Genomic DNA, 22,279 nt, shown 5'->3' with positions numbered 1-22,279 from the left:
AAACATCATATTTTTTAATCCTCGGATACAAACACAATATTAGTATAGAAATTATTTCCGGCAGTGTAGTCACTGTCTCTTCAATGCTTTTACCTCTTATTTTCGATCATATTTGGTATTCAAAAGCAAATCATCACAAACTTAAAATCAGAACTTAATATAAAACATGAAAAAACTATTTACGTCAGCGTTACTTGCATTAGTACTCAGCATCAACGTATATGCACAGGAGAAAACTTATTTTGATGAAAACTGGGAAAAGACCACCCAAGAAAACATGGAATATTACCGTGAAACGTCTCCCAAAGGTAAACTTACTTTAATTAAAGACTTTTATAAGAACGGAACACTTCAAATGGAAGGTCTAGCTTCTGATACCACTCCAAGTAACGAAGTTTTTGACGGTAAAGTAACCTGGTACACGCCTGAAGGAAAAGTAATGAGCGTTGTGACCTATTCTAACGGTAAACAAGTTGGAGTGTCCCAATCTTATGACGCTAAAGGCAGGCTGTTGGAGGATATGATTTACAAGACTGATGGTACCTTTTCAGGAAAAATGATCAGCTATAAGGATCCGGAAAATGAGTATTATTATAACACCCTTACTCTATATGAGAATTCCGCTCCTACCCAAACCATTATTTATGATGAGGATATCAAAGGGATCAGAAGTGAAACCATTACCAGTAAAGACGGCAATTATGTGAATAAATATTATGGTGAAAAGGGGAAGTATATTGGCAGTCTCAGCTCTGAATCCAACAACGATGGAACACTGGTAGACTATTACTATAATCCGATGAGGATTTCCAAAATTGAAAAATACAAAAGCGACGGTACTATCAAAGAAGGTATTATCTATGCTAAAAGCGGAAAGGTTCTTCAGGAGCAGAAAAGAGGTAAAAAAGAGGGTTCCAAAACCACGTATGATGAATCCGGAAAAATCATAGCAAATCTGACGTATCAATATGATAAGGAAAATGATACCTATACCCCTATGGATGGTGAAGATTATCAATTCAGTTATGATTACAGCTATATTTCTACCATAGATGTTTATAAAGGAGGTTCACAGGTTCTTAATAAGGAATTTGATGAAGAAGGAAAACTTACTACAGAAAAGACACTAAAAGATGGTTCTACTCAGGAAATTAAATACTATGCTCCGGACGGCAAACTAAGATCTACTTTAACATATAAGGAAGATATGCCTTACAATGGTACTGCTTACGAAGGTCTTACTGAAATGCAGTATAAGGATGGTGTTCTGGTGAATACAAGAAACTACACTGAAGAAAAGAAGCTAAAGTTTGAGAAGAAGTTAAATGCCAAGCAAAACGCTTACGATGCAACAGTCTATGACAATAAAGGTACTATTTTGTTCACCTATAATCAACCTGTAAATGAGGATGAGGAGGATTACAGTTTTACAGGTCAGATTGTACAGTATGTAAAAGGTAAAGCAGCTAACAAAGCTTCTGTAAAAGGAGGTATTCTTCAAAGCGGAAAAATCAGAATAAAAGATTATAGTGGGGCAAAAGAACTTGAGCGCAGTGGAAAGTGGATTCTATTAAAAATTTATAATGTAGACGGAAAACTTCTTCAGGATTCTAAAATTCTGGCTGATACTGGTGACGATTATTTATCTAGCGATAGCCAGACTATCATTCAGGAAAATCAATTGTACAGTAATTTTGAATAATGATAAAATCATTTGAATATATAAAGCAGCTTCATTTTTGGAACTGCTTTTTTTAGGTTTAAAAACAGGCTTTTAATTTTTATTTCCCGCAGATCACACAGATTTCGCAGATGTTTGCGGGAATTTGAGCCATTAAGCTTTTTAAGAGGTGAAGAAAAGTTAAGGAAAACAGATGAAGCTATTTAGTTGCATATTACATTCACCTTGGATAATGTTGAACTTACCTTAAAATCTTAATGGTTTAAAATTCTCCTGTTTTTAAAACGCAAAGTTTGATGATTAATACTGAAATATTTTAAGGGAACTAAGAGGAATCAATTAGCATTGATTTGATGAAGCTAGCGGTTTATCTACTATGATTTTTATTTCCCGCGGATTACACAAGTTCAGCAGATGTTTGTGGAAAATTTGAACCGTTAAGTTTTTTTAAGAGGTGAAGAAAAGTTAAGGAAAACAGATGAAGCTATTTAGTTACATCTTACATTCACCTTGGACAATGTTGAACTTACCTTAAAATCTTAATGGTTTAAAATTCTCCTGTTTTTAAAACGCAAAGTTTGATGATTAATACTGAAATATTTTAAGGGAACTAAGAGGAATCAATTAGCATTGATTTGATGAAGCGAACGTTTTATCTAAAATAATTTTACTCTTGCAGATTGAGCTGATTTTGCAAATGTTTGTGGAGAATCTGCGGGAAAAAACATCAACTGAGCATAAACAAACAGGCTGTCATTTCTGACAGCCTGTTGCTTTTATTATATTGTTATCTTAATTATTGAATAATCAATTTTAAAGTAAATAGTTTTCTTGCGTGAACTTTTACAAAATACACTCCTTTCGGAAGGTTTTCATTCACTAAAGAGAAACGCTGGTTATGAATATTCTTTGATTCATACAGTAATTCTCCTGCTGCTGATACCAATTCAATTTTTTCGATTGGATAATCACTTTTAATAAAAGTGGGTTCACCGGGTTTTGTAGGGTTTGGATACAGAATTACATTTTTCTCTGTACTTTTTGCCTCCTCTACTCCCAAAGATCCCGAGTTTACCTGAAATTGTACTCTATTTGAAACTTCAGTATAAGAATCGTTGGTAAACATCACCATATAATAATTTCCTGGTGCGGTTGGTACGCCGTTTACACTTCCTGTAATCGTTTTGTTACCCTGCGTCACTCCATCAAAATAAGTATAAGAAACAAAGTTATCATCCGGTGTCTGGATATTCTGAGGATAAATTCCTAACCAGTCTTTAATGATTCCCGGAGAATCCGTCCATGAAGCGGTGATATTTTCGCCTAATGAAAATACAGGTTTGTTAATCCATAATTCAGTAACGATATCTCCTACTTTAAAGAAGACCTTTTCTCCGATTCCGTTATATCCGTCTTCCAGTAAGTACTGAGCATAATAATATCCTTTTGGAAGCCCTGTGAAATTAAGCGTTCCGGATGCAGTGGTTACATAACTCCATTTTATGGAAGCTGTTGTTCCCGGAGTCTGTCCCATTTTATAAATTCCGATCCAGTCTTTCTGTAAACTTGGAGCATTCGTAAAATTGATGGTTACGGTTCCGCCTACCGGATAAGTATCTGCTGTAGCCTGCAATTGCACCTTCGGGCCTACATAGAAACTTTTTCTTGAAGTAATATCTGTATATCCGTTGTTCGCAAAAAATCCGGCAAAATATTGGCCTTTATTAGGCAACCCTGTATTGAAAGTAGCCGTTCCTGCTGTTTGTCCGTTGGTATAAACATACGTCTGTGCCGTTGTTCCCCCTCCCGGGGTCTGTCCTTTTTTATAGATTCCTACCCAATCCTGCTGGTTTCCGGGACCGCCAGTGAACGTAGCAACAATAGGTTCGTTTTGAGCGTATTCCGTTTTATCTAAAGTAAATGTAGGATTCGAAACCACACTTCCGGTAATCTCAAACTGCTTTACATCACTCCAGTCGCTCCACTCAAGGTTTCTATCTCTGTAACGGGTTTTTACATAATAAGTTCCGTTTGGAACTGAGTTCGATACTAAAGTTACTTTTGTAATATCTACCCCTTCATTTAAGTTCTTAGTTTTATCAGGATTTCCATTTCCGTCTTTTCCGAACCAGTTTTCAAAATCACGATAGAATTCCTTTTCAATCACAGAAAAGTCTGCTGCTTTACTAATTAAGAACTGAGTTGTGTTTAGAAGCTCTCCGTTAGATGATGAGAAAGCACTTCCATTCAAGGTTAAAGGCAAAGTAACTGGACCTGAAAATGTATTTATAACCGATGGTTTTGCCGGTTTCGGCTGATTTTTATACCTATGGAATGAATCCACCAGTTCATTATTTTTCTTGGTATATTTTCCACCAATCGAATAACATTCTATATCTACTTTTCCAGTTGGAATATCTACTTCAACGATCTGATACGTCCAATCCGTTAATGTTTTCTGAACATCGTCAAAATCCTGTTCATTAGACATTCCCCAATACTGATCCCAAGCCGTTCCTCCTGAAATAATCTGATAATTAGGTGTATTTTTCAACTGTCCTCTGTGGTACAGGTGATGATGCGCTCCAACGTGCATTAAATATTTATCGGAAGTAACCAAGAGTGGAACGGCATTGTTTCTTACCCAGGTTGAAATATCTCCTACATACTGCTCTGCCTGATAAGGTCTGTGGCTTAATGAGATGATCCAGTCTACTGTAGGATCGTTATTCGCTTCATTTAAAATCTGTTGAAGCCATGTTTGCTGTGCAGATCCTGTATGTTCGGAACTTAAGCTGATAAACAATACATTCCCTGCCTGCTGAGCATAATAATTCTCGTTTCCTGAAGTAATGCCTTTATATCTGATCTCATCAATATAGAAATGGGCATAATAAGAATTCATTCCGAGAGTTCCATACGTCTCATGGTTTCCTACAGTCGTCTGGATTGGTAAATAAGGTGATAATTTGATATTCTTTTTAAAGTGAACATTCTCATAATGATCCAGTGTTCCTACATCCACCTGGTCTCCTACCATAAAAGTAAGAGCAATATTATCGGATGGATCTGTATTGGCTCCGAATTTCTCTTTTAATTTTTTAAAAGCATTTAAAGTAAGACTGTCATATCTAGGCTCTGCTTTGATCTGGTTATCTCCCATAATCAGGAAACGAATCTTCCCATTGGCTGTTACAGGTTGTCCCGGTAGAGGAAGGGTTCTGAAATTGTATACCGCAGATTCGCTAGTCCCGGTTTTAATCTTATAATAGTACTTGGTATTCGGCTGCAGGTTGGCAATCTTCGCCGTGTGATAATAGTAATTATTGTTGTAGCCTGTATCTGAAAAGATATTGGTAGTACCGGTTACCGTTACATTCAGATTAGTTGGGGAATCCCCGTAGATCACGGTTGTTTCGTTATCTGAAGCGGTCTTCCAATTGACGATCATGGAATTCGGAGTCGGGTTTTGAAGATAGGGGAACAAAACCTGTCCGAATGCCATCTGAGCCGCGAAACAAAAAAAGAAGAAATAATGTTTCATAATCGCTTAATTTTAAAATGACATATAGAGTTTTAATGTGTAAATCAATAGTTTAAAAAAATCAGCACTCTGATTTTCACTTCGGGCAAAAGTAGATGTCCTATATAAACTCTGCCTGATGGAATCTTAAAGAATCTGTTAATTTTTTAATGAAACAGGAATGAAAAAATTATTGTTTTTAGCACATTAAATATTTGGTATATTCAAAAACTATTTTGTATATTTGCAGCCTGTTATTCAACCTCTGACGATAAGCGTGTAAGTTGCTTAGCTTTAACATTTTATTTTATTAATAATGGATTTATTAAAGTACGTACAAGACAAGTACATTGCGAAAAAAGAATTCCCTGAATTCAAAGCAGGTGATACAATTACTGTGTATTACGAAATTAAAGAAGGACAAAAGACTAGAACTCAGTTCTTCAAAGGAACAGTTATCCAATTAAGAGGTACTGGTTCTACAAAAACTTTCACAATCAGAAAAATGTCTGGTGATGTAGGTGTAGAAAGAGTATTCCCTATCAACATGCCTGCACTTCAAAAAATTGAGGTTGACAGAAGAGGTAGAGTTAGAAGAGCTAGAATCTATTACTTCAGAGATCTTAGAGGTAAAAAAGCGAGAATTAAAGACGCTGCTTACAAGAAGAAATAATTCAGACAACAATAAATGCAAAAGGAAGAGGCTGTCTCAAAAGTGAGGCAGTCTTTTTTGTGTGGATAAAAAAAGGAAAGCTTTTGCTTTCCTAATATTTGCAAATTGATTAATTTGCTGTGTGTTAAGTAATTCAAAGGTAGTCTTTAAAGATTACAATCCCAAGCAAAATTTTCTATTTCCTCCGAATTTATCGGAGTTAATAGAAGCTAATCATCCTGTACGAATTGTTTCAGAAGTTATAGACGGTCTGGATATCAGTAATTTAATCCGTAATTATAAACCAGGGGGCACATCGGTGTATCACCCGAAAATGCTTTTGAAAGTATTGGTGTATGGCTATTTGTGTAATATTTATTCTAGCAGAAAGCTGGAACAGGCTCTCAAAGAAAATGTTCATTTTATGTGGCTCAGTGCCATGAATCGTCCTGATCATAATACTTTGAACCGTTTTAGAAGTGAAAGATTAAAAGGAGAACTCAAAGAGATCTTCGCACAAATTGTAGTGTATTTAGAGAAAGAAGGGCTGGTAAGCCTTCAGACTATTTTTACCGATGGTACCAAAATAGAAGCCAATGCCAATCGTTATACATTTGTATGGGGAAAGGCGATCAAAAAGAATAAAGAACGTATAGAGTCCCAGCTTGAAGATTTGTGGAATTACACTCAGGAAATAGCTGGGGAAGAAATGAAAGATACTTCTGAGGTAACCTTTAAGTCTATGGATAAAGAAAAAATAAAATCTGCTATAGAAACGATAGACTCTACTTTGAGAAAGAAGAAAATCTGTCCTAAAGTCCGTCAGAAGATTAATTATGCAAAAAAAAACTGGCCGGATAACCTTGAAAAATATGAGAAACAGCAGGAAATTCTCCGGGGCAGGAACAGCTATTCAAAAACAGATTCTGATGCTTCTTTCATGCGTATGAAAGAGGATCATATGGGTAACGGACAGCTTAAAGCCGCTTACAATCTTCAGCTCAGTACCGAGAATCAGTTTATCCTTAACTATACGCTGCATCCTAATCCTGGGGACACTAAAACACTGCTCCCTCATATTGATAATTTTGAACATCTTTATCGTAAAACTCCCAAGGAGATAGTGACTGATGCAGGATATGGATCAGAAGAGAATTATATTTTTCTTCAAAAGAGAAAAGTCAAAGCCTATATCAAGTATAATTACTTTGATAAAGACCAGAAAACTAAAACCATAACTTCTTCACCTTCTAATCCAAAACTTTCAAAGCTCCGGCATAAGGCTCATAAGCTTCTTAATACCAAACGTGGAGTAAAGCTTAGAAAACAAAGATGCCACGATGTAGAACCTGTTTTTGCTCAGATCAAACATAACAAAGGATTTAAAAGATTTATGCTTAGAGGACAAAATAAAGTCGAAATAGAAATCGGCCTGGTTGCTATTGCTCACAATCTAAGAAAATTAGCGCTTGCAGGGTAAAATCTGCTCTTTTTTAAAAAAAATACATCCACAACTCATCAAAAAACTAAATCCTAAATAATTAAAATACAAAACTAAGTCCCTCACAAAAAATTGCAATAAAAAAGAGACTGTCTTTTGAGACAGCCTCTTCTTTTTTTTATGGGTAATTTTCTTACTTATACTTTTGCCTTGAAGCAAAAGTATACAAAAGTTCAAGACTGGAATTATCCACTAAAAATTGAAATGTACTCCTAAAATTTCCAAACTCGCATGCATCATCCGGTCCTGCTTCGATTCAAAATAAGAGCCATGCTCAGACAGTGGAAATTTTTTAACGGATTACATTCAAATTTTCTTAACGCTCCTAATTCCTAGGTCAATTCAACCAATAGTTTACATCTACCAGTAAAGACATGAGCAATGAGTTATGAATAATAGTATTGCTGTGCTGATTCAATATTGGTTATACAATACAACAACAAACTTTTTTAATATCATAACTTTTGTTTCTCCTGCAAGTTTTGTCGTTTTGAAAGGATTTTGGCTTTAATATGTTTTTATCCCAATATACTTTTATCTTGAAATTGAAGATTCGACGTAGTCAAACAAAAGTATACAAAAGTTCAAGACTGGAATTATCCGCTAAAAATTGAAATGTACTCCTAAAATTTCCAAACTCGCATGCATCATCCGGTCCTGCTTCGATTCAAAATAAGAGCCATGCTCAGACAGTGGAAATTCAGTTTACATCCACCATTAATATCTGTGAGAGTCTATCTGTGGTTAATGATATGAATAATGAGTAATATTTAGTATTCTTAAAGACCTCTGATAGCCTTTGCAAAAAGATCTTAATATCATCCTATCCTTTTTTGTAAGGGGTTCCTTTTCCGGTTTCCAGGAAGAATTTCAAGCTGCCAAGGAATTGTTCCCAACCATTGGAGCAGATATCATAACATTCAATATCCGGACTTAAGCCGAGGTGAGTAACTTTTATCCTAGTATTTTCTCTATTTTGTTCTATTTCCCAAACGATCGTTGTTCCGATCCATTCTGTCTGATTCTTTAATTCCGGAAGGGCAATTAATGAGTCTTCAACATCCCAGATCATTTTCGTATCAGGAATTGCTTCTTCCACCCGCATTGTTTTATAAATATCAGCACCGAATCTTATTGTGAAAACATCTCCTGTTCTTTCAGAAGCCCCTTCAAACATTTCAGTCCACCAAAGCTGAATTTGACGAGCTAAAGCATCATAAGCTTTGCTAGCAGCCACTTTTACTTCTATTGTCTTCGTATAATTATTCATGGTATCTATTTTAGTTTGGCTATACAATGTTATGGAAAATATTTTCCAATAGGCTTTTCATAAGGCAAGAAACATACTGATAAACAACAGTTTGAAATTAGACTGTTTTTATTTGAACCATAAAGAGATAATAAGGTTTTAAGAATATTAAGAAGGCATCGCAGCTTATAAAAATCTTTCGTTTTTCCTTAATTTCTCTTATTTTCTTAAAGCTTCTTAATTATTCAAATGAGCACATTGTATAAACCTCCCCGCCAAAAAATTCTCTGAATTTTTGACACCTCTACAGAGGAAAGGAGTATTTAGCCCTTCAACTGGGATATTTAAGCTAAATAAGCCGAGTTCGGGATCATAAAATTAAGGATAATAGACTGGAAGCTGGAAGAGTGAGGCCGGAAGTTACTATGGGAGCTACAATTCCTGACGTTGCCATAAAATTTGATGAAGCAGTCTTTAAAGGAATAATACATTACAGGGTTTTAAGTGTTTTTTTAACCTCAGCTCACTTCCCACTCCAGGCTTCCTTACTTACTAAAAACAAAAATGTCTTATCCCGAACTCAGGGTAAATAAGATATTCTACTCGTTTTTCATGAGATATTGTAAGGGTGTGGAACCAGTGTGTTTTTTAAAAAATTCAATAAAAGCACTGTCTGAGGAGAAATCTAAAATATGAGACACCTCCCCTATTGAATTTCCATCCACTAAAAGTTCTATGGATCGCTGAAGACGCCATTGCTGCCTCCATTCCTGATAAGAAAGATGGGTTTCCTTTTTAAAAATTCGGGTGATCGTCTTTTCAACCGCTCCGGTTTCTTCTGCCAGTTTTTTCAGCATGGGTGGCATAGAATTCCGTATTGTCCACTCTTCTACCATTCTCTTAAAACGTCTATCAATAGGCATTTTAAGCTCTAATTTTTCTTCAGGAGCCTTTCCTATTTCATCCCAGAATACATTTAAAAGATTCTTCTGAGTAGTATTCGGAGAAGCCCATTCCCAGAAGCAGATTCTTTCAATAATTTCTTTTAACAAAGCATTTACATGCAGAACTTTAAGACTGGAACTCATATATTTTTCAGCATATTTACTATCGAAATAAACAGATCTGTAGGCTACAACATTTCGGAAATTCACCCGGTGAGTTTCATTGGCTGGAATCCACAACATTCTGAATGGCGGCAATACAAACTGCCGATCGGATGTTGTTACTGTCATACAGCCTGAAGGGGCATACAGCAGCTGTGTCTTTGTTTTATGATGATGAAATCCGGAATCGTGCATGACCATATCGGAAGCGATTCCAATGACTTTTTCTTTCAATGCATCTGCATCAAATTCCTCATTCTGCTTCAATACGGCCATGTCCTATTTCTGATATTTTTTGTTTTTATATCATTATAAATATACAGTGAATTTTTCAAAACTTTGCAGAAAAAAATGAAAAAGACAAATCCACTTTGGCTATTGACGCTTCTGGTTATGCTTCCTCAGTTTGTGGAAACCATTTACAGTCCGGCTTTGCCAATGGTTCAGCAAACATTTGGAGTAAATGAAGAATCTACCACCTTAACAATAAGTCTGTATTTTATTGCGTTTGCTCTGGGAGTGGCATTTTGGGGTGTACAATGCGACCGGATCGGTAGAAAAAAAACGTTGGAATATGGGCTGATTACTTATGGAATTGGGACCTTTGCCGCCATTTTTGCTCCTAACTTTATGGTTTTACTTGCTGCAAGAATTATTTCTGCATTTGGAATTTCTGTGGGTTCTATTGTTACCCAAACGATTCTGCGTGACACCTATGATAAAGACCATATCAGTAAAGTATTTTCGTGGATCGGGATTGGTTTATCCATCAGTCCAATTATCGGCATGACCACGGGTTCGGTTCTTGCTTCTTCAGCAGGTCATCAAGGGGTTTTTATCACTTTGTATTTGGTAGCAGTTGTATTTTATATTCTTTCCCGAAGGAATGTTTCTGAAACTCATTATTCCGGAAAAGAGATCCATTTTCATACCCTATTCAGCTTATTGAAACGAATGCTCAGAGACCGGGAAATCATTAGCTGCTGTTTATTGGTGATGAGTTTTAATGTTTTATTGTTTTCCTATTATTCACTGGCTCCTTTTATTTTCAAAGGACAGCAGTATCCATCCTATATTTTCGGATACAGCAGTATTATATTGGCTGCCGGAACTTTTGCGGGGGCAAAACTGAACAGGTTTCTGCTTTTAAGAAATATTACTCCTAAAGTTTTAGTAACCGCAAGTGTGATGGGTTCATTTACAGCGTCTGTGTTTGTATGGATCTTAACCGGTTACGGAATTTATTTTCTGATTCCTTACTTTTTTATTGTGATGGCCTTCAGTATGGCTATTCCGAATATTCTGAGCACCGCATTAATTCATTATAAAAACGAAACCGGAAGTGCTGGGGCTTTACTCGGGCTCATTTATTATGTATTGATAGGAAGCGGTTTGGTAAGTATAGGTTTTATTCAGAATCTGGGAGTTTCATGTGTTATTTTTTCTGGTATTGGAGTCATTACTTTACTGATATTCAAATCAAAAGAAAAGACCATTTAAGCTATAAATGGTCTTTTTCAATAATATATTAGGGAAAATAATTAAAGAGCTATTCTTCTTTAAGATCCTTAAATTTTTCTTTGTAAAAGCTTTTATCATTCGTTGAAGGCTGCACTTTTAATTCTTTAAAATGAACCTGCGAATTTAGGTTTCTTAATTTAGTCAGATTTAAAAACTCACTGTAGAATATTTTATCAAGAAAATAAGGCAGTTCGTTTTTATACACAGCTATCACTACCATACTTTTATTTAATTTTTCATACTTCAAACCTAATATTAATTCTTTTGATTCCCATTCATAGGTTACAACATTTGGATCATCATCTTTCAATTCAATCTGATGATAATTCTTATCTGTTGAAATGTGTCTAACAATATCCTGATATGCCTTATCGCTATTATTTTTAACACTAGTTTCTACTAAATATCCTTTGAATCCAATGATTTTTTCTTTATTACAATAGACATCCATATAATCAAATTTATAATCTTTGAAAGGCTGCCATTTTTCCTGAATCTGAGCTCCCTGCAATACAATTCTACTATGAATCTCATCTGTAAAATTATGATACCTCAACGGATATGTTTTATTGGTAAAAACACTTTTAGGCTCCTGCAGAATATTCAAATCTGTTTGTTCAGATTTTGACTGGCAGGAAATCATCATCAGATTGAGAAAAAGAATGATGAGTGTATATTTGATTTTCATATGATGATATAATTTCTGGATTTCGGTACCCTCTTAAATTCTCTAAAGAATAACTTCCAAAGGAGCATCTTTACTTTTTCTGTATAATAATATATATTCTAAAAACGCATCGTCTTTGTTTTCACTATCAATATAAATCCCCGGAGCTTCATTTTTCTTTTGTAGACCAGCCAATTTACCGTTTCCATAAAACACAAGTTTATAATTTTCTAATGGAAAAAGTTTTACTTTTTGGTTTTGAATTTCATCAACATAAGATTTCTCAACCTGAGATTTCTGATCCTGCGTATAATACATTGAAGTAAAGATATTTTCCTGTCTCCATTTTGCCAATGTTTTATATTTGGATAAATCTGCCTTTTTAAATGCTTCTGTATAGTCTTTATATACTTTTTCTATTTCTTTTCTTACTGCTTCCGGGTCTTCTTTGGTAAGATCAACTCCTTTTCTCCAATCAATCAGTTGATAAGGAATATTGGCTTCAAAGGAGTTTTCGATGCCAAAACTTCCTGCATTTTCAGATTCAAAAGGGAAAGTTTGATAAGAAAACACAGGCTTTTTCTGCTGTGTCTCTCCTTTCGGATATTCATTAATTGTTAAGGAAGCATAGGTATTAGTAGAAAATGGCTTTCTATCTACAGAAACCATTTTAAATGAGACTTTTTGACTGCCGCTTTTGGGAATAAAATTATTGATAGGCATCCGGAGAACCGTGGCACCCATATTATAATTAAAATAAACAGGAACATCATTTACATAGACTTCCAAATAGCATCCTTGGGCTTCAATCTCAAGTTCGTATATAGGCTGATTGCTCTTGATTTCACTTTTTATTTCCTGGGAATTATACTTACCTGAGCATCCAACATTTCCGATTATCATCAGAAATAATATTATAAAAATCTGTTTACTCATTATTGGACTGTTTTATCTGATTTATTCCTGGTTAAAATACGATAAAATCAATTATCCTCTCATCATCCCATGTTTTCTGAGAATATTGGCTAGCAAAAGATTTTCTCTGCTATACATCACCTTCATTTTAGAAAAAATATTTGTTCCATTATCCGTTCTCCAGAATAAACTGTCTTTCAGATTGAGAGGCTCGGCTTCCGGCAGACTTTCTTTTATGAGTACCAGCAACGGTTCAATCTCATTATCATAGTATGTTCTCTTAATCTGATAGGGATTATTGTTGTTATTCATGATGGCACAGATGATTTTATTCCACCAGCCTTTCTTTTGCTCATATTGTACAGGCTGTGAAAAGAACATATACAATGAATATTTCCTGGAAGGAAACTGACTAGAAATTACGATATCATCAATGGAATTAAAGGCTATTTTTTCTTTAAGGAATCGATTTTCAAGGATTAAAAAATGATCTTCTGAATAGAATTTATAGAACATAAGCCTACTGTTAAATAATAACTATAAATTAAAAATTTTCTTCATGAACTTTTTCATTGCAACAAATATTGGTTTCCCCAAATAACAACCTACAGATAAGATTAACACTGACATTCCCAGAATTAAAAAAGGCCAGAAAAAGAGATTCAGGAAACCTCCCCGAGTTGCTTTTAAAGGTTTTTCAGGGTTGTAATACATGGTTACCTCATCATCATTTTCCTGACTGCTGCTGCTATAATCTGAATGATACTCTCTTACAATTCCTTTACTGTCCTCAAATTGTATAAGTGGTGAATACATTTTTGTAGAATTTCCTTTGCTATTGGTGGAATAACTTCCTTCATAGCCTATAATCTTTCCTGTCGTTTTGTTTCCAAAGACCACTAAACTAAAGTTCTTCCCTAGTTTCTGGATACTGTAAATAACTCCTCCAGTACCCAAGGTAAGAAGGATAAAAATAAAAGAGATGAAAAATGTATTAATAAAAAAGTTTGACGTTTTAGTGTTGTTCATACTCTGAAGTAACTTATTGTTGTTTTTCACCCATCATCAGCCTGATACTATATTTAAGCAGATATAACCCCAGCCCCAGAGGAATCAAGGACAGACACAGTACAACAAACGGTGAAAACCATAAATGCCAAAGTCCACCCCGAATGGCTTTTGAAGGAGCAGCTTTATCATAATAAATTGTTACTTCATTTGACCATTCCTTACTATTACTGCTATAATCAGCATTTAGTGTATAAGACCTGTTAGCAGTATCATAATAGCTAATGATCGGAGAATAGAACCTGGTATATTTATTCTTCTCTTGCTTTCTGCTTTCTGTATAGCTTGTAATATGTCCTTCCGTTTTTACACCATTCAATACCAGGCCGGTATGCTTATAAAATTTAGCTATGCTGTAATATACTCCCTTTCCGCCGAAGCCAAGAAATAAGAGCATCAATACAAGAGAGAAAAGACTTACCCAAAAGCTGTTGTTTTTCATGGTTTAATACATTTTAATTTCATCAGAAATCAATGGACTTACTTTTTCTTATTTTATCTTTGATCTTTATCATTATACTTAATATAACTGGAAATGTAAATGTAACTATCCAAATAATGGTATTTACAGGTAAAATTTTTATTTTATAATTTAGATAAAAGAATACAAAACAATAGATAATGCAAAAAATGGAAAAAAGTCTTTTTACTTGACTTTCAGAATAACGACCGTAATGATCTCCGATGTTTTCGTAAAACAAAATATTGTCTTTATCTTCTTTCGATGGTACTAGAAGCAATAATAAAAAAAAGTTTTGAACTAAGTAAATACTACTCATCCCAAAAAGAAAACCTTGAATAGCAATTTTAAATGTATCAGAAAAACCATTATGATCATCAAAACTAACATAATTCATTAAATCTATAAAATTATCTACACCTATTACAAATACTATTATTGTACTCCAAACACTTAATATTAAACGGTTTAACTTAGAAAGTTTCACTAAAAGCAATCCATTAATGACGGAAATTAATGAAAATAATAAAGTAACTATTGTTATTATTGATGAATACCAAGTTTCAAAATTCAGCAATTGCTTACTTAATAACCAATATATAAAAGAAACCGAAAGCAGTAAGGTTACTCCTTCGGTTAGTCTGGGGATTATTCTTTTTTTATGGGAAGCAATTAAAATTATTAAATAGGAAAAACATAAAACATATGGTAATCGTTTAATTTTTTCTTCAAAATGATAAACACCTTTTCCTTCATTAGGAAAGAAGACAATTAAGCTAATAAAATAAGCACATAATAAAACATACAAGATTGATTTGCTTTCTTTCGAAATTCTATAACTTTCAAATAAAATTCCACAAAAAATAATAGCCAAATAAGTAGGTAAAATTTCTATCTTATGAGTATATGCAATAATAGCAATGATGATTGTAGCAATTAAACATATAATTCCTATTATTTTGATTCCGATATTTAAAAGCTGTTTCAAAATTATTTTATTTACCTAATAATTTCTAGTTTGTTGCTTCCTTTTGGCTTATGCAGGTAGAAAGTATAAGCAATAGGAAAATTACTCTTTTCTCCTTTTGCTACTAATGGTGAATATCCAAATGAACGAGGGTCTTTACTTACCAAAGTCACCACTCTTCCATTTCCATAGAATTTTAGTTCAGCAGTGTTTTCATTGATAGGAAATAAAAACTTTTGTTTAGCAATAGGTTTATTTGCCAATTCTTCCATTGCATCTTTTATAAATGCCTTACTTTCCCATGAATCAGCTGATGCTTCTTCAAAAATAGAATGAGCAAGCAAATTCATGTAAGCATTTTTATCTTGATTTTCTATGACTTGTTGAAAATTCTTATAAAAATCAAATACTTCTTTTTTCAAAGCTTCATTATTTACCAAAGCTTGGCTTTCGCTCCACCCTTTTATTTCCCAGGTTAATTCTTGTTTTGATGCCTCGAAAGGAATTTTAAATTCCGCAAAGGGAACATCTTTTTCAAGTTTAGGAGTTTGATAAACCAGAACTTCTTCCCAATCTCTTGCTTTTCCTTCCTTCGAAAATTCCCATTCCTGACTTCCCATTTTAATTTTATCCAATTTTAATTTAACAAAAGAAGTTGAATCCAAAGTTTCGTTAAATTTTGTATCGTCTGTTTTTTTGGGATACATACGTATCGTAATTTCCTGTTTCCCTGGTTTCAACATATATTGGTTAATATAAGCTGTGGTAGAACGCTCTCCTAACCCATAAAAAGTAATTAATGGTACATCGTTGATTAGAATCTCATAAGAACAATTATTATGTTCGTATTTTAAACGGTAACTATGTCCAAACTCTTTTTGTATAATTTCTTTTTCCATTTGACTAATGTCTAATTTTTGGCTTTTTTTATCTTGTGCACATGATTGTAGAGTGAACCCAACAAGACTTGTTAATAGTAAAATTTTATAAATTGATTTATTTTTCATGATTTTTATTGTATTAAATAGTGCTTTTCTGAAGCTATATACCCCTTTCCTACCGTCCATGGTTCAGGTTCATAACTGTCTTCCCATTCAAAAATTTTCATTCCAAAGAATAAAAATTCAGCCTTACCTTCAGCTTTTAAATAAAAGGTTACTCCTTCATAATCAAGATCTGTTTCATAAAACATTCCTTCTGTATCTGTTGCCAAGTGTGCCCCAGGAATAATCTTCGTTTTTACTCCCAGTTTGAATGAGCCGGATGCATTAAACTCTGTAATAATCTGGTATTTACTCAGTCTTACATCTATAGAACCTTCTAAAATAGCCTCAATCTCTCCTGTCAGACTCGCCATTTTTTCTTTCTTGGCTGAGTGATGGTTACTGAAAGAACTACCTGTAAGAGTATTATATCGCATATTACCTTCAATATTTAATGTTCCATTAATTACTAATGTAACATTAATTTTATTATTCTTTCCAGCCAAATACATTCCCACTTGTACTACTTTTATAATAATATAGGCAATGGGGTGTCTTCTGGCAAGCATCTCAAGAAAATCAAGTGTAAGTCCATACCCAACAATAGGGTTAGCTTTAAGCTGTAGGTTGTACTCTAAGGCTTTCCTGCCATTGTACTCTGATGCATCTTTTTTATAAGCATCTCCATAATACCAAGATACAGCCAATCCGATAGAAGGGTAAATCATCTTACTTTCTACTGTCTTAGCAGTAAAAATATCATAAATTCCTCCTACGATTTCTTTTGCATCTCTTGTACCTGCAACTTTTTTTAATTCTTTATCTAATAGTTTTCTTTTTTCACTATCTTCTTCATTAGATTCACCTTCGGTAATAGCACTAATCATTTTAGTGATATCCGTCAGCTTTTTAAAGAAACCATAGATAGGAGTAAAGAAGCCTTCTATTACATCTTTTTTTTGCTTTTTACCTGCTTCATCTTTCCATTCTGCAATAAGGCTTACTTCTACTTTTTTTAGAAGTTCTAACAATCTTTTAATCCCTCCTTCTCTCTGGACAGGCTGCCTTGTGGTTTCTCTGGTGATAGAAACACCTGCGGCCATAGCACTTCTGCTTGTTGTTGTAGTTCCTCTTGGAGTGGTTGTCTGTGTAGTTTCAGAAGCAACTATCAAAAATGCACCTACCTGATAGTTATGTACATCTTCAAACTTTTGCCAATCTTCTTCTTTAAAATTAAATTTGAATAATAATGTCCATTTAATATCCGGTAAAACATTGATTTTGGCAATTTGATTAGAATATCTGCATGTACTTATTGGTAAGTAATATAATTGTTTCTGCTTTTCATAATCTAATAAAAAGTAATTAAAAACCCATGCTTCTTCGAATAACTTCCCTACTACATTTGGATTTATTTCTTTATTAAAATTTGTTAGATGCTTAATATAATGATAACCAACATTTAGCTTTATTTCATCTTCTCCAACAAAGGTATAGTCATCATTCTCTTTAAAATTTAATACCTCACGGACTACCTTTATTTTTGAGTTGTCCGGATTCTGTATTACATCATAATCTGTCTTATTATCCTTAGTTACCGGAATTTTTGAACTTTCTAGCTGTTCTTTATGTGTTGTATCAACTTCTTTTTGATATTCTCCATTAGTAAGTTTTAATGCCGAATAAACGAGCCGCTCGATTTGGAAAACATTTTTCTTATCGTCATGTTTCTGTCCTTTAGCTAATAGTACCCCTTTACATAGTACCTGCTTATTATTTAGACCACCCAACTTTATAGAAATTGATTTTTTTTGCCCGCCTGTTGTTACATCAAATATCTTTTGAGTATTATCTATTACTCTATCATTTTCATTAAAAATGACAAGAGGCTGTCTTTTTTTATTTGCAAAACTATCATTTACCTTTTGTTTCTTTGTTTCGTCTTTCCCTGCCTTAGCTAACTTTTCATCCAACTCTTTTTTATCGCTAGGATCAAATTCTTCTGTAATGGTAATTGAGCTATACCCACAAGGATCGAACTCTTTTTTTGCGTAAGGAATATCCCCAATATATTGGATCTGATTATTCTTTTCAATCTCTAATTGTTTATATATCATTTCCATTGTATCCCATCTAACCTCAATATGGGGCTGCATAGGCAATTCTACCCAGTCTTCCTGATCTCCATCAAATTTATACCATTTTGTAAAATCCTTATTCGTATTATAACTTTTAGGATGAAACATATTTTTTATATTTTCAGTAAAATCGTAAGGATTTTTGGGATCTGAATTAAGTTTAAGAGACAAATTCATAGCAGTTGCCATAATCTTGACAAAATACTTTTGAGGTTGATGATCTTCTTGATGTACTCCTTCAACTTCCCTCCAGGCAGGATCTACAAGTAGTTTTATCTGCTGATAATTATTATAATTACCCTCCACCCCATCAATCTTACTGTTGAATTCTCCTACCATAATTTCTTCACCGGCAGCATTCACAAAAAAAACAGTACCAATAATATTGCAAATATTTTTATCTACAGGTGCTTTTCCATTTTTTCTGAAGTCAGGAAGAAGATGAGTGCTAATATTGATATTAGCTTTCATTCCATATAGATGGAGTTTATTATCATATCCAACAGGAATATCGGCTTCCTGGGCTGTAGGAGGATCAATATAAACATATCTTACATAAGGTTCTGTAAGATAAACTAGTTTTATAACCTGTCCCTTATATCTGAATTCAGGATACTGAGTATAAGGAATAATAAGATAAACATTTCCTTCTGTAAGAGATGCCCCGGGTGTATAAGGTGAGGACAAACCTGATACTTTAATATTTACTTTACCTCCAGCAAACTGTCCCCAAGTATGCTTCTTTATCTTTTCAAAAAAAACAGAATCTCCCCAGGATTCTCTTTTTGTTTCTTTCCTATGGTCTGATAATAATTCTTGCCACACTACTTCTTCAATCACAATCCATTTTGTCTTCTGTATTGTTGATTTAGGATCCACTGTACCTGTATCAAGACATGTTTCATCAACAAACACAGTTACTCCTGCGCTAAGGCTGGTAACTTCTACATAATGATAATTATTTCTTTCTACTGCTACGTAAGACTTCGATGCTTCTGTCTTTACACTTATTATTCCTCTCGATCCCATTATTTCTCAGACTTATTTTCAGGTTTCTTTTCATAGTTCTTCATATCCATCACAGGATTCACATGCGACTGCAATTCACTATCTGCGTTCTGAAGGTTCTTTTTGGTGGGTTCTCCCATTTGTCCGGATTTCATGATGGAAATACAGTCTGTGCCTCCGATGGGACAGGTTGCTTTGCTGTCTTGCAACAGAATATAGCCTCCGGGCGGATCGTAGAGTTCTTTTTCGTAATAGCCACTCCATTGGGTTACTACAGCAGAACATGGGGTATTATTTTTTTTGGCGCATGAACCGAAAGTGTTCTTCTCAAAGGTAGCTCCGATATCTTTATGGGTAGCCGCAAGTTTACTGCTACCAGCATTGTCATTCACATAATATTTGGTCTGCGTAAGTACTTTCAGTTTATCCGGAGCAGAGCCAAATTTACACAGGCAGACAGCTCCCTGTACTACTTTTTCTTTTAGTGACATTTGGTGTGTTTTTGTAAAAATAAGTCTTTTTCCTGAACCGATAAGTTTTACCAGTCATTTTCTATTCTTTCGAAATTATCAAATCCCCATTTATTAGGCAGAACTTTTACAAGGCCCCCTGTAATAAAAGGACTGCTTTCATCCAATACTTTGTCTTTATACTCTTCTGAACCTAATTGATATTGGGTATAATGAATCTTTTTCACGAATACTTTTTCTCCCGACCAATCTTTTGAGAAGACTTCAAAATAAGCTCTTGTGTGCATTGGAAAATGATGATACAGATCATGATCGAAAATCACTTTAAGCGACATATAAAGAGTGCCATCGTCATGATGACCCTCAGGATAAAAATACCGCGGGGCCAATAGTTCTTCGCTTTCAAATTCTATGACAAAGGAATGGTAATCTGTAGGAAATTTATCGATAGTCTGCACCCCCGAAAATTTCAATGGTCCACGATAAGGAATTACTGAAAGATAAAGATCTCTTTCAACCTTTCTGACATCTCCATAATGAATGAATTTGGGATGAAAAAACAGGTTCCAGAACCAGTCATTGTGCAGACTTTGTTCAATAACAGCTTTGTTTTGAAGCTTATTTTCAAAGTTATCAAAAAAAACATCCAGCTCTTTACTGCTGTATTTATCGGCTATTTTTGATTTTTGAATCTTCCATCTTTCAACCATCTTATCGTGATTGATGATCTCACCGGTACCTGTTCCCTTTTCATTCAGATCTACTTCAACCGGATAAATGGTAGCAGACAATGCTGATGAAATGATTTCACTGATCTTATCCGGCTCATGCTGGTTATAAAAAATATCTTCCTTATGAATGCTTAATGATCCCTTGCCATACTCAACATTCAGATTGGCGGCTATGGTATAATCTATTCTTTTGGATGGTTTTTCCTCATTACCGGAATAGTATTTCACAGATACTCCATACCTTCTCCCCTGAAGTCCGGAAGGTTTTATTTTGATCGTATTTAGCCTATGTAGAATTTGTTTTTTAGATAATCTGATCTCCAACATTATTAACTCAGCGTGTCTTTAGTGTTTCCCCAAAGTTAACAAATTTCTGTTTATCACCTATTTTGGATAAATAGAAAGTCATACAATCATTTTAACTCATTGCTACAGACAGGTTGCATAAAAATAATTTTGATGAAAATTTGCTCGGATTATTTAAATTATATACAGTTTTACACCATTGAAATTCTAATGAAGGAAGAACCTAAGCAACATATGAGATTCTTCCTTCGTCAGAATGACACAGTTATAACAGAATTAGTGTAAAACTATATAGTTATCTAATAAAATCATATAAAGCTTCAAAAAACTTAGGATAGACTTCAATATGCGGAAGATGGCCTACATTTTCCAACTCCACCAGTTTAGATCCTGCAATTTCATGCTGCGTTTTCTTTCCTAGCTCCTGATACTGTCCCATTTTAGGCTGAAGTTCCTTGGGAGCTCTATCCTTCCCTATTGCAGTTCGGTCTCTGGTTCCAATAATCAATAAAGTAGGGACTTTTATATTTTTGAATTCATAACAAACAGGCTGGTTATAAATCATATCGGAAGTCAGTGCGGCATCCCATGCTACTTTCGGATAATCTTTATGAAGAGTCCAGCCGGCAATAAGGTCCAGCCATGGCTGGTATTCCGCCTTCCATTTGTTGTCATAATAGAATTTCAGCTGATAATTTTTATAGGTTTCTGCGGTATTCTTAAGCTCCGATTGATAGGCTTGATCTATATTCTGATAAGCTGCAAACGTTTTATAATCTTCAAGTCCGATAGGATTTTCAAGGATCAGTTTCTGAACTTTTTCAGGATAAAGCAAGGTAAACCTTGTAGCCACCATTCCGCCCATTGAATGTCCCAGAACAATGGTTTTATCAATCCCTAATTCATCGAGAATAGCTTTTGTATTTTCGGCCAGTTGTGAAAAAGAAAACTGATAACTGTGAGGTTTTGATGATTTTCCAAACCCAATCTGATCCGGAATAATCACCCTGAATCCCTTTCCTGAAAGATCTTTGGCCGTTCTTTCCCAATAAGCACCATTAAAATTTTTCCCATGGAGAAGCAGAATGGTTTTCCCATTGGCTTTTTGAGGCTGCACATCCATATAAGCCATTTTCAGATCGTTATCCTGGGATTTTAAATTCTTAAAATGTACTTCGTAAGGATATTGATACTCAGACAACATAGCATCAAAAGGTTTTGTCTGTGAAAACAGAACTCCTGATCCGATTACTAATAGTATTGCAGTGGCTATATTTCTGAAATATTTCATGGTACTTTACTTTAAGGTTTTAAAATTAAAAAAACCGCTCCA

At 34.3% G+C, this 22,279-nt stretch carries 18 protein-coding genes; 4 read left to right on the top strand and 14 right to left on the bottom strand.

Annotated elements, in window-relative coordinates; all coding sequences use genetic code 11:
* Window positions 1-166 precede the first annotated feature (166 nt).
* A complete protein-coding gene (locus CHSO_RS08605) occupies window positions 167-1,702 on the top strand; it encodes a hypothetical protein (protein WP_052480541.1) in 1,536 nt (511 codons plus the stop codon).
* 775 nt (window positions 1,703-2,477) lie between these two features.
* Here the strand turns inward: CHSO_RS08605 and CHSO_RS08600 are convergent.
* Window positions 2,478-5,225, bottom strand: a complete 2,748-nt coding sequence (locus tag CHSO_RS08600) for a fibronectin type III domain-containing protein (protein ID WP_045494934.1) — start codon at window positions 5,223-5,225, stop codon at window positions 2,478-2,480.
* A 295-nt stretch (window positions 5,226-5,520) separates the two neighbouring features.
* Between CHSO_RS08600 and rplS the strand changes: the two genes are divergently transcribed.
* Entirely contained in the window at window positions 5,521-5,877 is a 357-nt protein-coding gene (gene rplS / locus CHSO_RS08595; protein WP_002980648.1) for a 50S ribosomal protein L19, read from the top strand.
* 121 nt (window positions 5,878-5,998) lie between these two features.
* Entirely contained in the window at window positions 5,999-7,336 is a 1,338-nt protein-coding gene (locus CHSO_RS08590; protein ID WP_045494754.1) for an IS1182 family transposase, read from the top strand.
* Window positions 7,337-8,180: 844 nt separating this feature from the next.
* On the opposite strand, the gene CHSO_RS08585 is transcribed toward CHSO_RS08590, so the two are convergent.
* Window positions 8,181-8,627, bottom strand: coding sequence for an SRPBCC family protein (locus CHSO_RS08585; RefSeq protein ID WP_052480540.1), 447 nt, complete (start codon window positions 8,625-8,627; stop codon window positions 8,181-8,183).
* A gap of 578 nt (window positions 8,628-9,205) precedes the next feature.
* The gene (locus CHSO_RS08580) at window positions 9,206-9,988 is read right to left on the bottom strand and encodes an AraC family transcriptional regulator (protein ID WP_045494931.1); all 783 of its coding nucleotides are present in this window, start codon (window positions 9,986-9,988) and stop codon (window positions 9,206-9,208) included.
* Between the two features lie 75 nt (window positions 9,989-10,063).
* Here CHSO_RS08580 and CHSO_RS08575 point away from each other — a divergent pair, with 75 nt between their 5' ends.
* Window positions 10,064-11,212 (top strand): MFS transporter, encoded by a 1,149-nt coding sequence (locus tag CHSO_RS08575; protein ID WP_045494928.1) that lies wholly within the window; start codon window positions 10,064-10,066, stop codon window positions 11,210-11,212.
* A 49-nt stretch (window positions 11,213-11,261) separates the two neighbouring features.
* On the opposite strand, the gene CHSO_RS08570 is transcribed toward CHSO_RS08575, so the two are convergent.
* From CHSO_RS08570 to CHSO_RS08515, 11 genes are all read right to left on the bottom strand, one after another.
* The gene (locus CHSO_RS08570; RefSeq protein WP_045494926.1) at window positions 11,262-11,921 is read right to left on the bottom strand and encodes a hypothetical protein; all 660 of its coding nucleotides are present in this window, start codon (window positions 11,919-11,921) and stop codon (window positions 11,262-11,264) included.
* Window positions 11,922-11,963: 42 nt separating this feature from the next.
* Window positions 11,964-12,836, bottom strand: a complete 873-nt coding sequence (locus CHSO_RS08565) for a hypothetical protein (protein ID WP_045494924.1) — start codon at window positions 12,834-12,836, stop codon at window positions 11,964-11,966.
* 51 nt (window positions 12,837-12,887) lie between these two features.
* Window positions 12,888-13,331 (bottom strand): hypothetical protein, encoded by a 444-nt coding sequence (locus tag CHSO_RS08560; protein WP_045494922.1) that lies wholly within the window; start codon window positions 13,329-13,331, stop codon window positions 12,888-12,890.
* A 21-nt stretch (window positions 13,332-13,352) separates the two neighbouring features.
* On the bottom strand, window positions 13,353-13,844 hold the full coding sequence (locus CHSO_RS08555; RefSeq protein WP_144428881.1) for a DUF3592 domain-containing protein: 492 nt from the start codon (window positions 13,842-13,844) through the stop codon (window positions 13,353-13,355).
* Window positions 13,845-13,857: 13 nt separating this feature from the next.
* Complete coding sequence (locus CHSO_RS08550; RefSeq protein ID WP_045494920.1) at window positions 13,858-14,325, bottom strand: DUF3592 domain-containing protein; 468 nt, start codon at window positions 14,323-14,325, stop codon at window positions 13,858-13,860.
* A 22-nt stretch (window positions 14,326-14,347) separates the two neighbouring features.
* Window positions 14,348-15,331 (bottom strand): hypothetical protein, encoded by a 984-nt coding sequence (locus tag CHSO_RS25585; protein ID WP_144428880.1) that lies wholly within the window; start codon window positions 15,329-15,331, stop codon window positions 14,348-14,350.
* Between the two features lie 11 nt (window positions 15,332-15,342).
* Window positions 15,343-16,317 carry a hypothetical protein gene (locus tag CHSO_RS08535; protein WP_144428879.1) on the bottom strand — a complete coding sequence of 325 codons (975 nt, stop codon included), beginning with the start codon at window positions 16,315-16,317 and terminating at the stop codon, window positions 15,343-15,345.
* Between the two features lie 5 nt (window positions 16,318-16,322).
* Window positions 16,323-19,460: a hypothetical protein gene (locus CHSO_RS08530; RefSeq protein WP_045494912.1), complete on the bottom strand. Its 3,138-nt coding sequence runs from the start codon at window positions 19,458-19,460 to the stop codon at window positions 16,323-16,325.
* Complete coding sequence (locus tag CHSO_RS08525; protein ID WP_045494910.1) at window positions 19,460-19,930, bottom strand: DUF4280 domain-containing protein; 471 nt, start codon at window positions 19,928-19,930, stop codon at window positions 19,460-19,462. The genes CHSO_RS08530 and CHSO_RS08525 overlap by 1 nt, the downstream gene beginning before the upstream one ends.
* A gap of 47 nt (window positions 19,931-19,977) precedes the next feature.
* Complete coding sequence (locus CHSO_RS08520) at window positions 19,978-20,967, bottom strand: hypothetical protein (protein ID WP_045494908.1); 990 nt, start codon at window positions 20,965-20,967, stop codon at window positions 19,978-19,980.
* Window positions 20,968-21,241: 274 nt separating this feature from the next.
* On the bottom strand, window positions 21,242-22,237 hold the full coding sequence (locus CHSO_RS08515) for an alpha/beta fold hydrolase (RefSeq protein WP_045494905.1): 996 nt from the start codon (window positions 22,235-22,237) through the stop codon (window positions 21,242-21,244).
* Window positions 22,238-22,279 lie beyond the last annotated feature (42 nt).

The organism is Chryseobacterium sp. StRB126, assembly GCF_000829375.1.
GTDB lineage: Bacteria > Bacteroidota > Bacteroidia > Flavobacteriales > Weeksellaceae > Chryseobacterium.
The sequence above is the reverse complement of the archived record's forward strand: the minus strand, read 5'-3'. Positions and strand labels throughout refer to the sequence as shown.

Bases quoted from the DNA above. Each gene is read 5' to 3' on its own strand.
- CHSO_RS08605 (WP_052480541.1), top strand. From the start codon at position 167: ATGAAAAAACTATTTACGTCAGCGTTACTTGCATTAGTACTCAGCATC.
- CHSO_RS08600 (WP_045494934.1), bottom strand. From the start codon at position 5,225: ATGAAACATTATTTCTTCTTTTTTTGTTTCGCGGCTCAGATGGCATTC.
- rplS (WP_002980648.1), top strand. From the start codon at position 5,521: ATGGATTTATTAAAGTACGTACAAGACAAGTACATTGCGAAAAAAGAA.
- CHSO_RS08585 (WP_052480540.1), bottom strand. From the start codon at position 8,627: ATGAATAATTATACGAAGACAATAGAAGTAAAAGTGGCTGCTAGCAAA.
- CHSO_RS08580 (WP_045494931.1), bottom strand. From the start codon at position 9,988: ATGGCCGTATTGAAGCAGAATGAGGAATTTGATGCAGATGCATTGAAA.
- CHSO_RS08575 (WP_045494928.1), top strand. From the start codon at position 10,064: ATGAAAAAGACAAATCCACTTTGGCTATTGACGCTTCTGGTTATGCTT.
- CHSO_RS08570 (WP_045494926.1), bottom strand. From the start codon at position 11,921: ATGAAAATCAAATATACACTCATCATTCTTTTTCTCAATCTGATGATG.
- CHSO_RS08565 (WP_045494924.1), bottom strand. From the start codon at position 12,836: ATGAGTAAACAGATTTTTATAATATTATTTCTGATGATAATCGGAAAT.
- CHSO_RS08560 (WP_045494922.1), bottom strand. From the start codon at position 13,331: ATGTTCTATAAATTCTATTCAGAAGATCATTTTTTAATCCTTGAAAAT.
- CHSO_RS08555 (WP_144428881.1), bottom strand. From the start codon at position 13,844: ATGAACAACACTAAAACGTCAAACTTTTTTATTAATACATTTTTCATC.
- CHSO_RS08550 (WP_045494920.1), bottom strand. From the start codon at position 14,325: ATGAAAAACAACAGCTTTTGGGTAAGTCTTTTCTCTCTTGTATTGATG.
- CHSO_RS08535 (WP_144428879.1), bottom strand. From the start codon at position 16,317: ATGAAAAATAAATCAATTTATAAAATTTTACTATTAACAAGTCTTGTT.
- CHSO_RS08530 (WP_045494912.1), bottom strand. From the start codon at position 19,460: ATGGGATCGAGAGGAATAATAAGTGTAAAGACAGAAGCATCGAAGTCT.
- CHSO_RS08525 (WP_045494910.1), bottom strand. From the start codon at position 19,930: ATGTCACTAAAAGAAAAAGTAGTACAGGGAGCTGTCTGCCTGTGTAAA.
- CHSO_RS08520 (WP_045494908.1), bottom strand. From the start codon at position 20,967: ATGTTGGAGATCAGATTATCTAAAAAACAAATTCTACATAGGCTAAAT.
- CHSO_RS08515 (WP_045494905.1), bottom strand. From the start codon at position 22,237: ATGAAATATTTCAGAAATATAGCCACTGCAATACTATTAGTAATCGGA.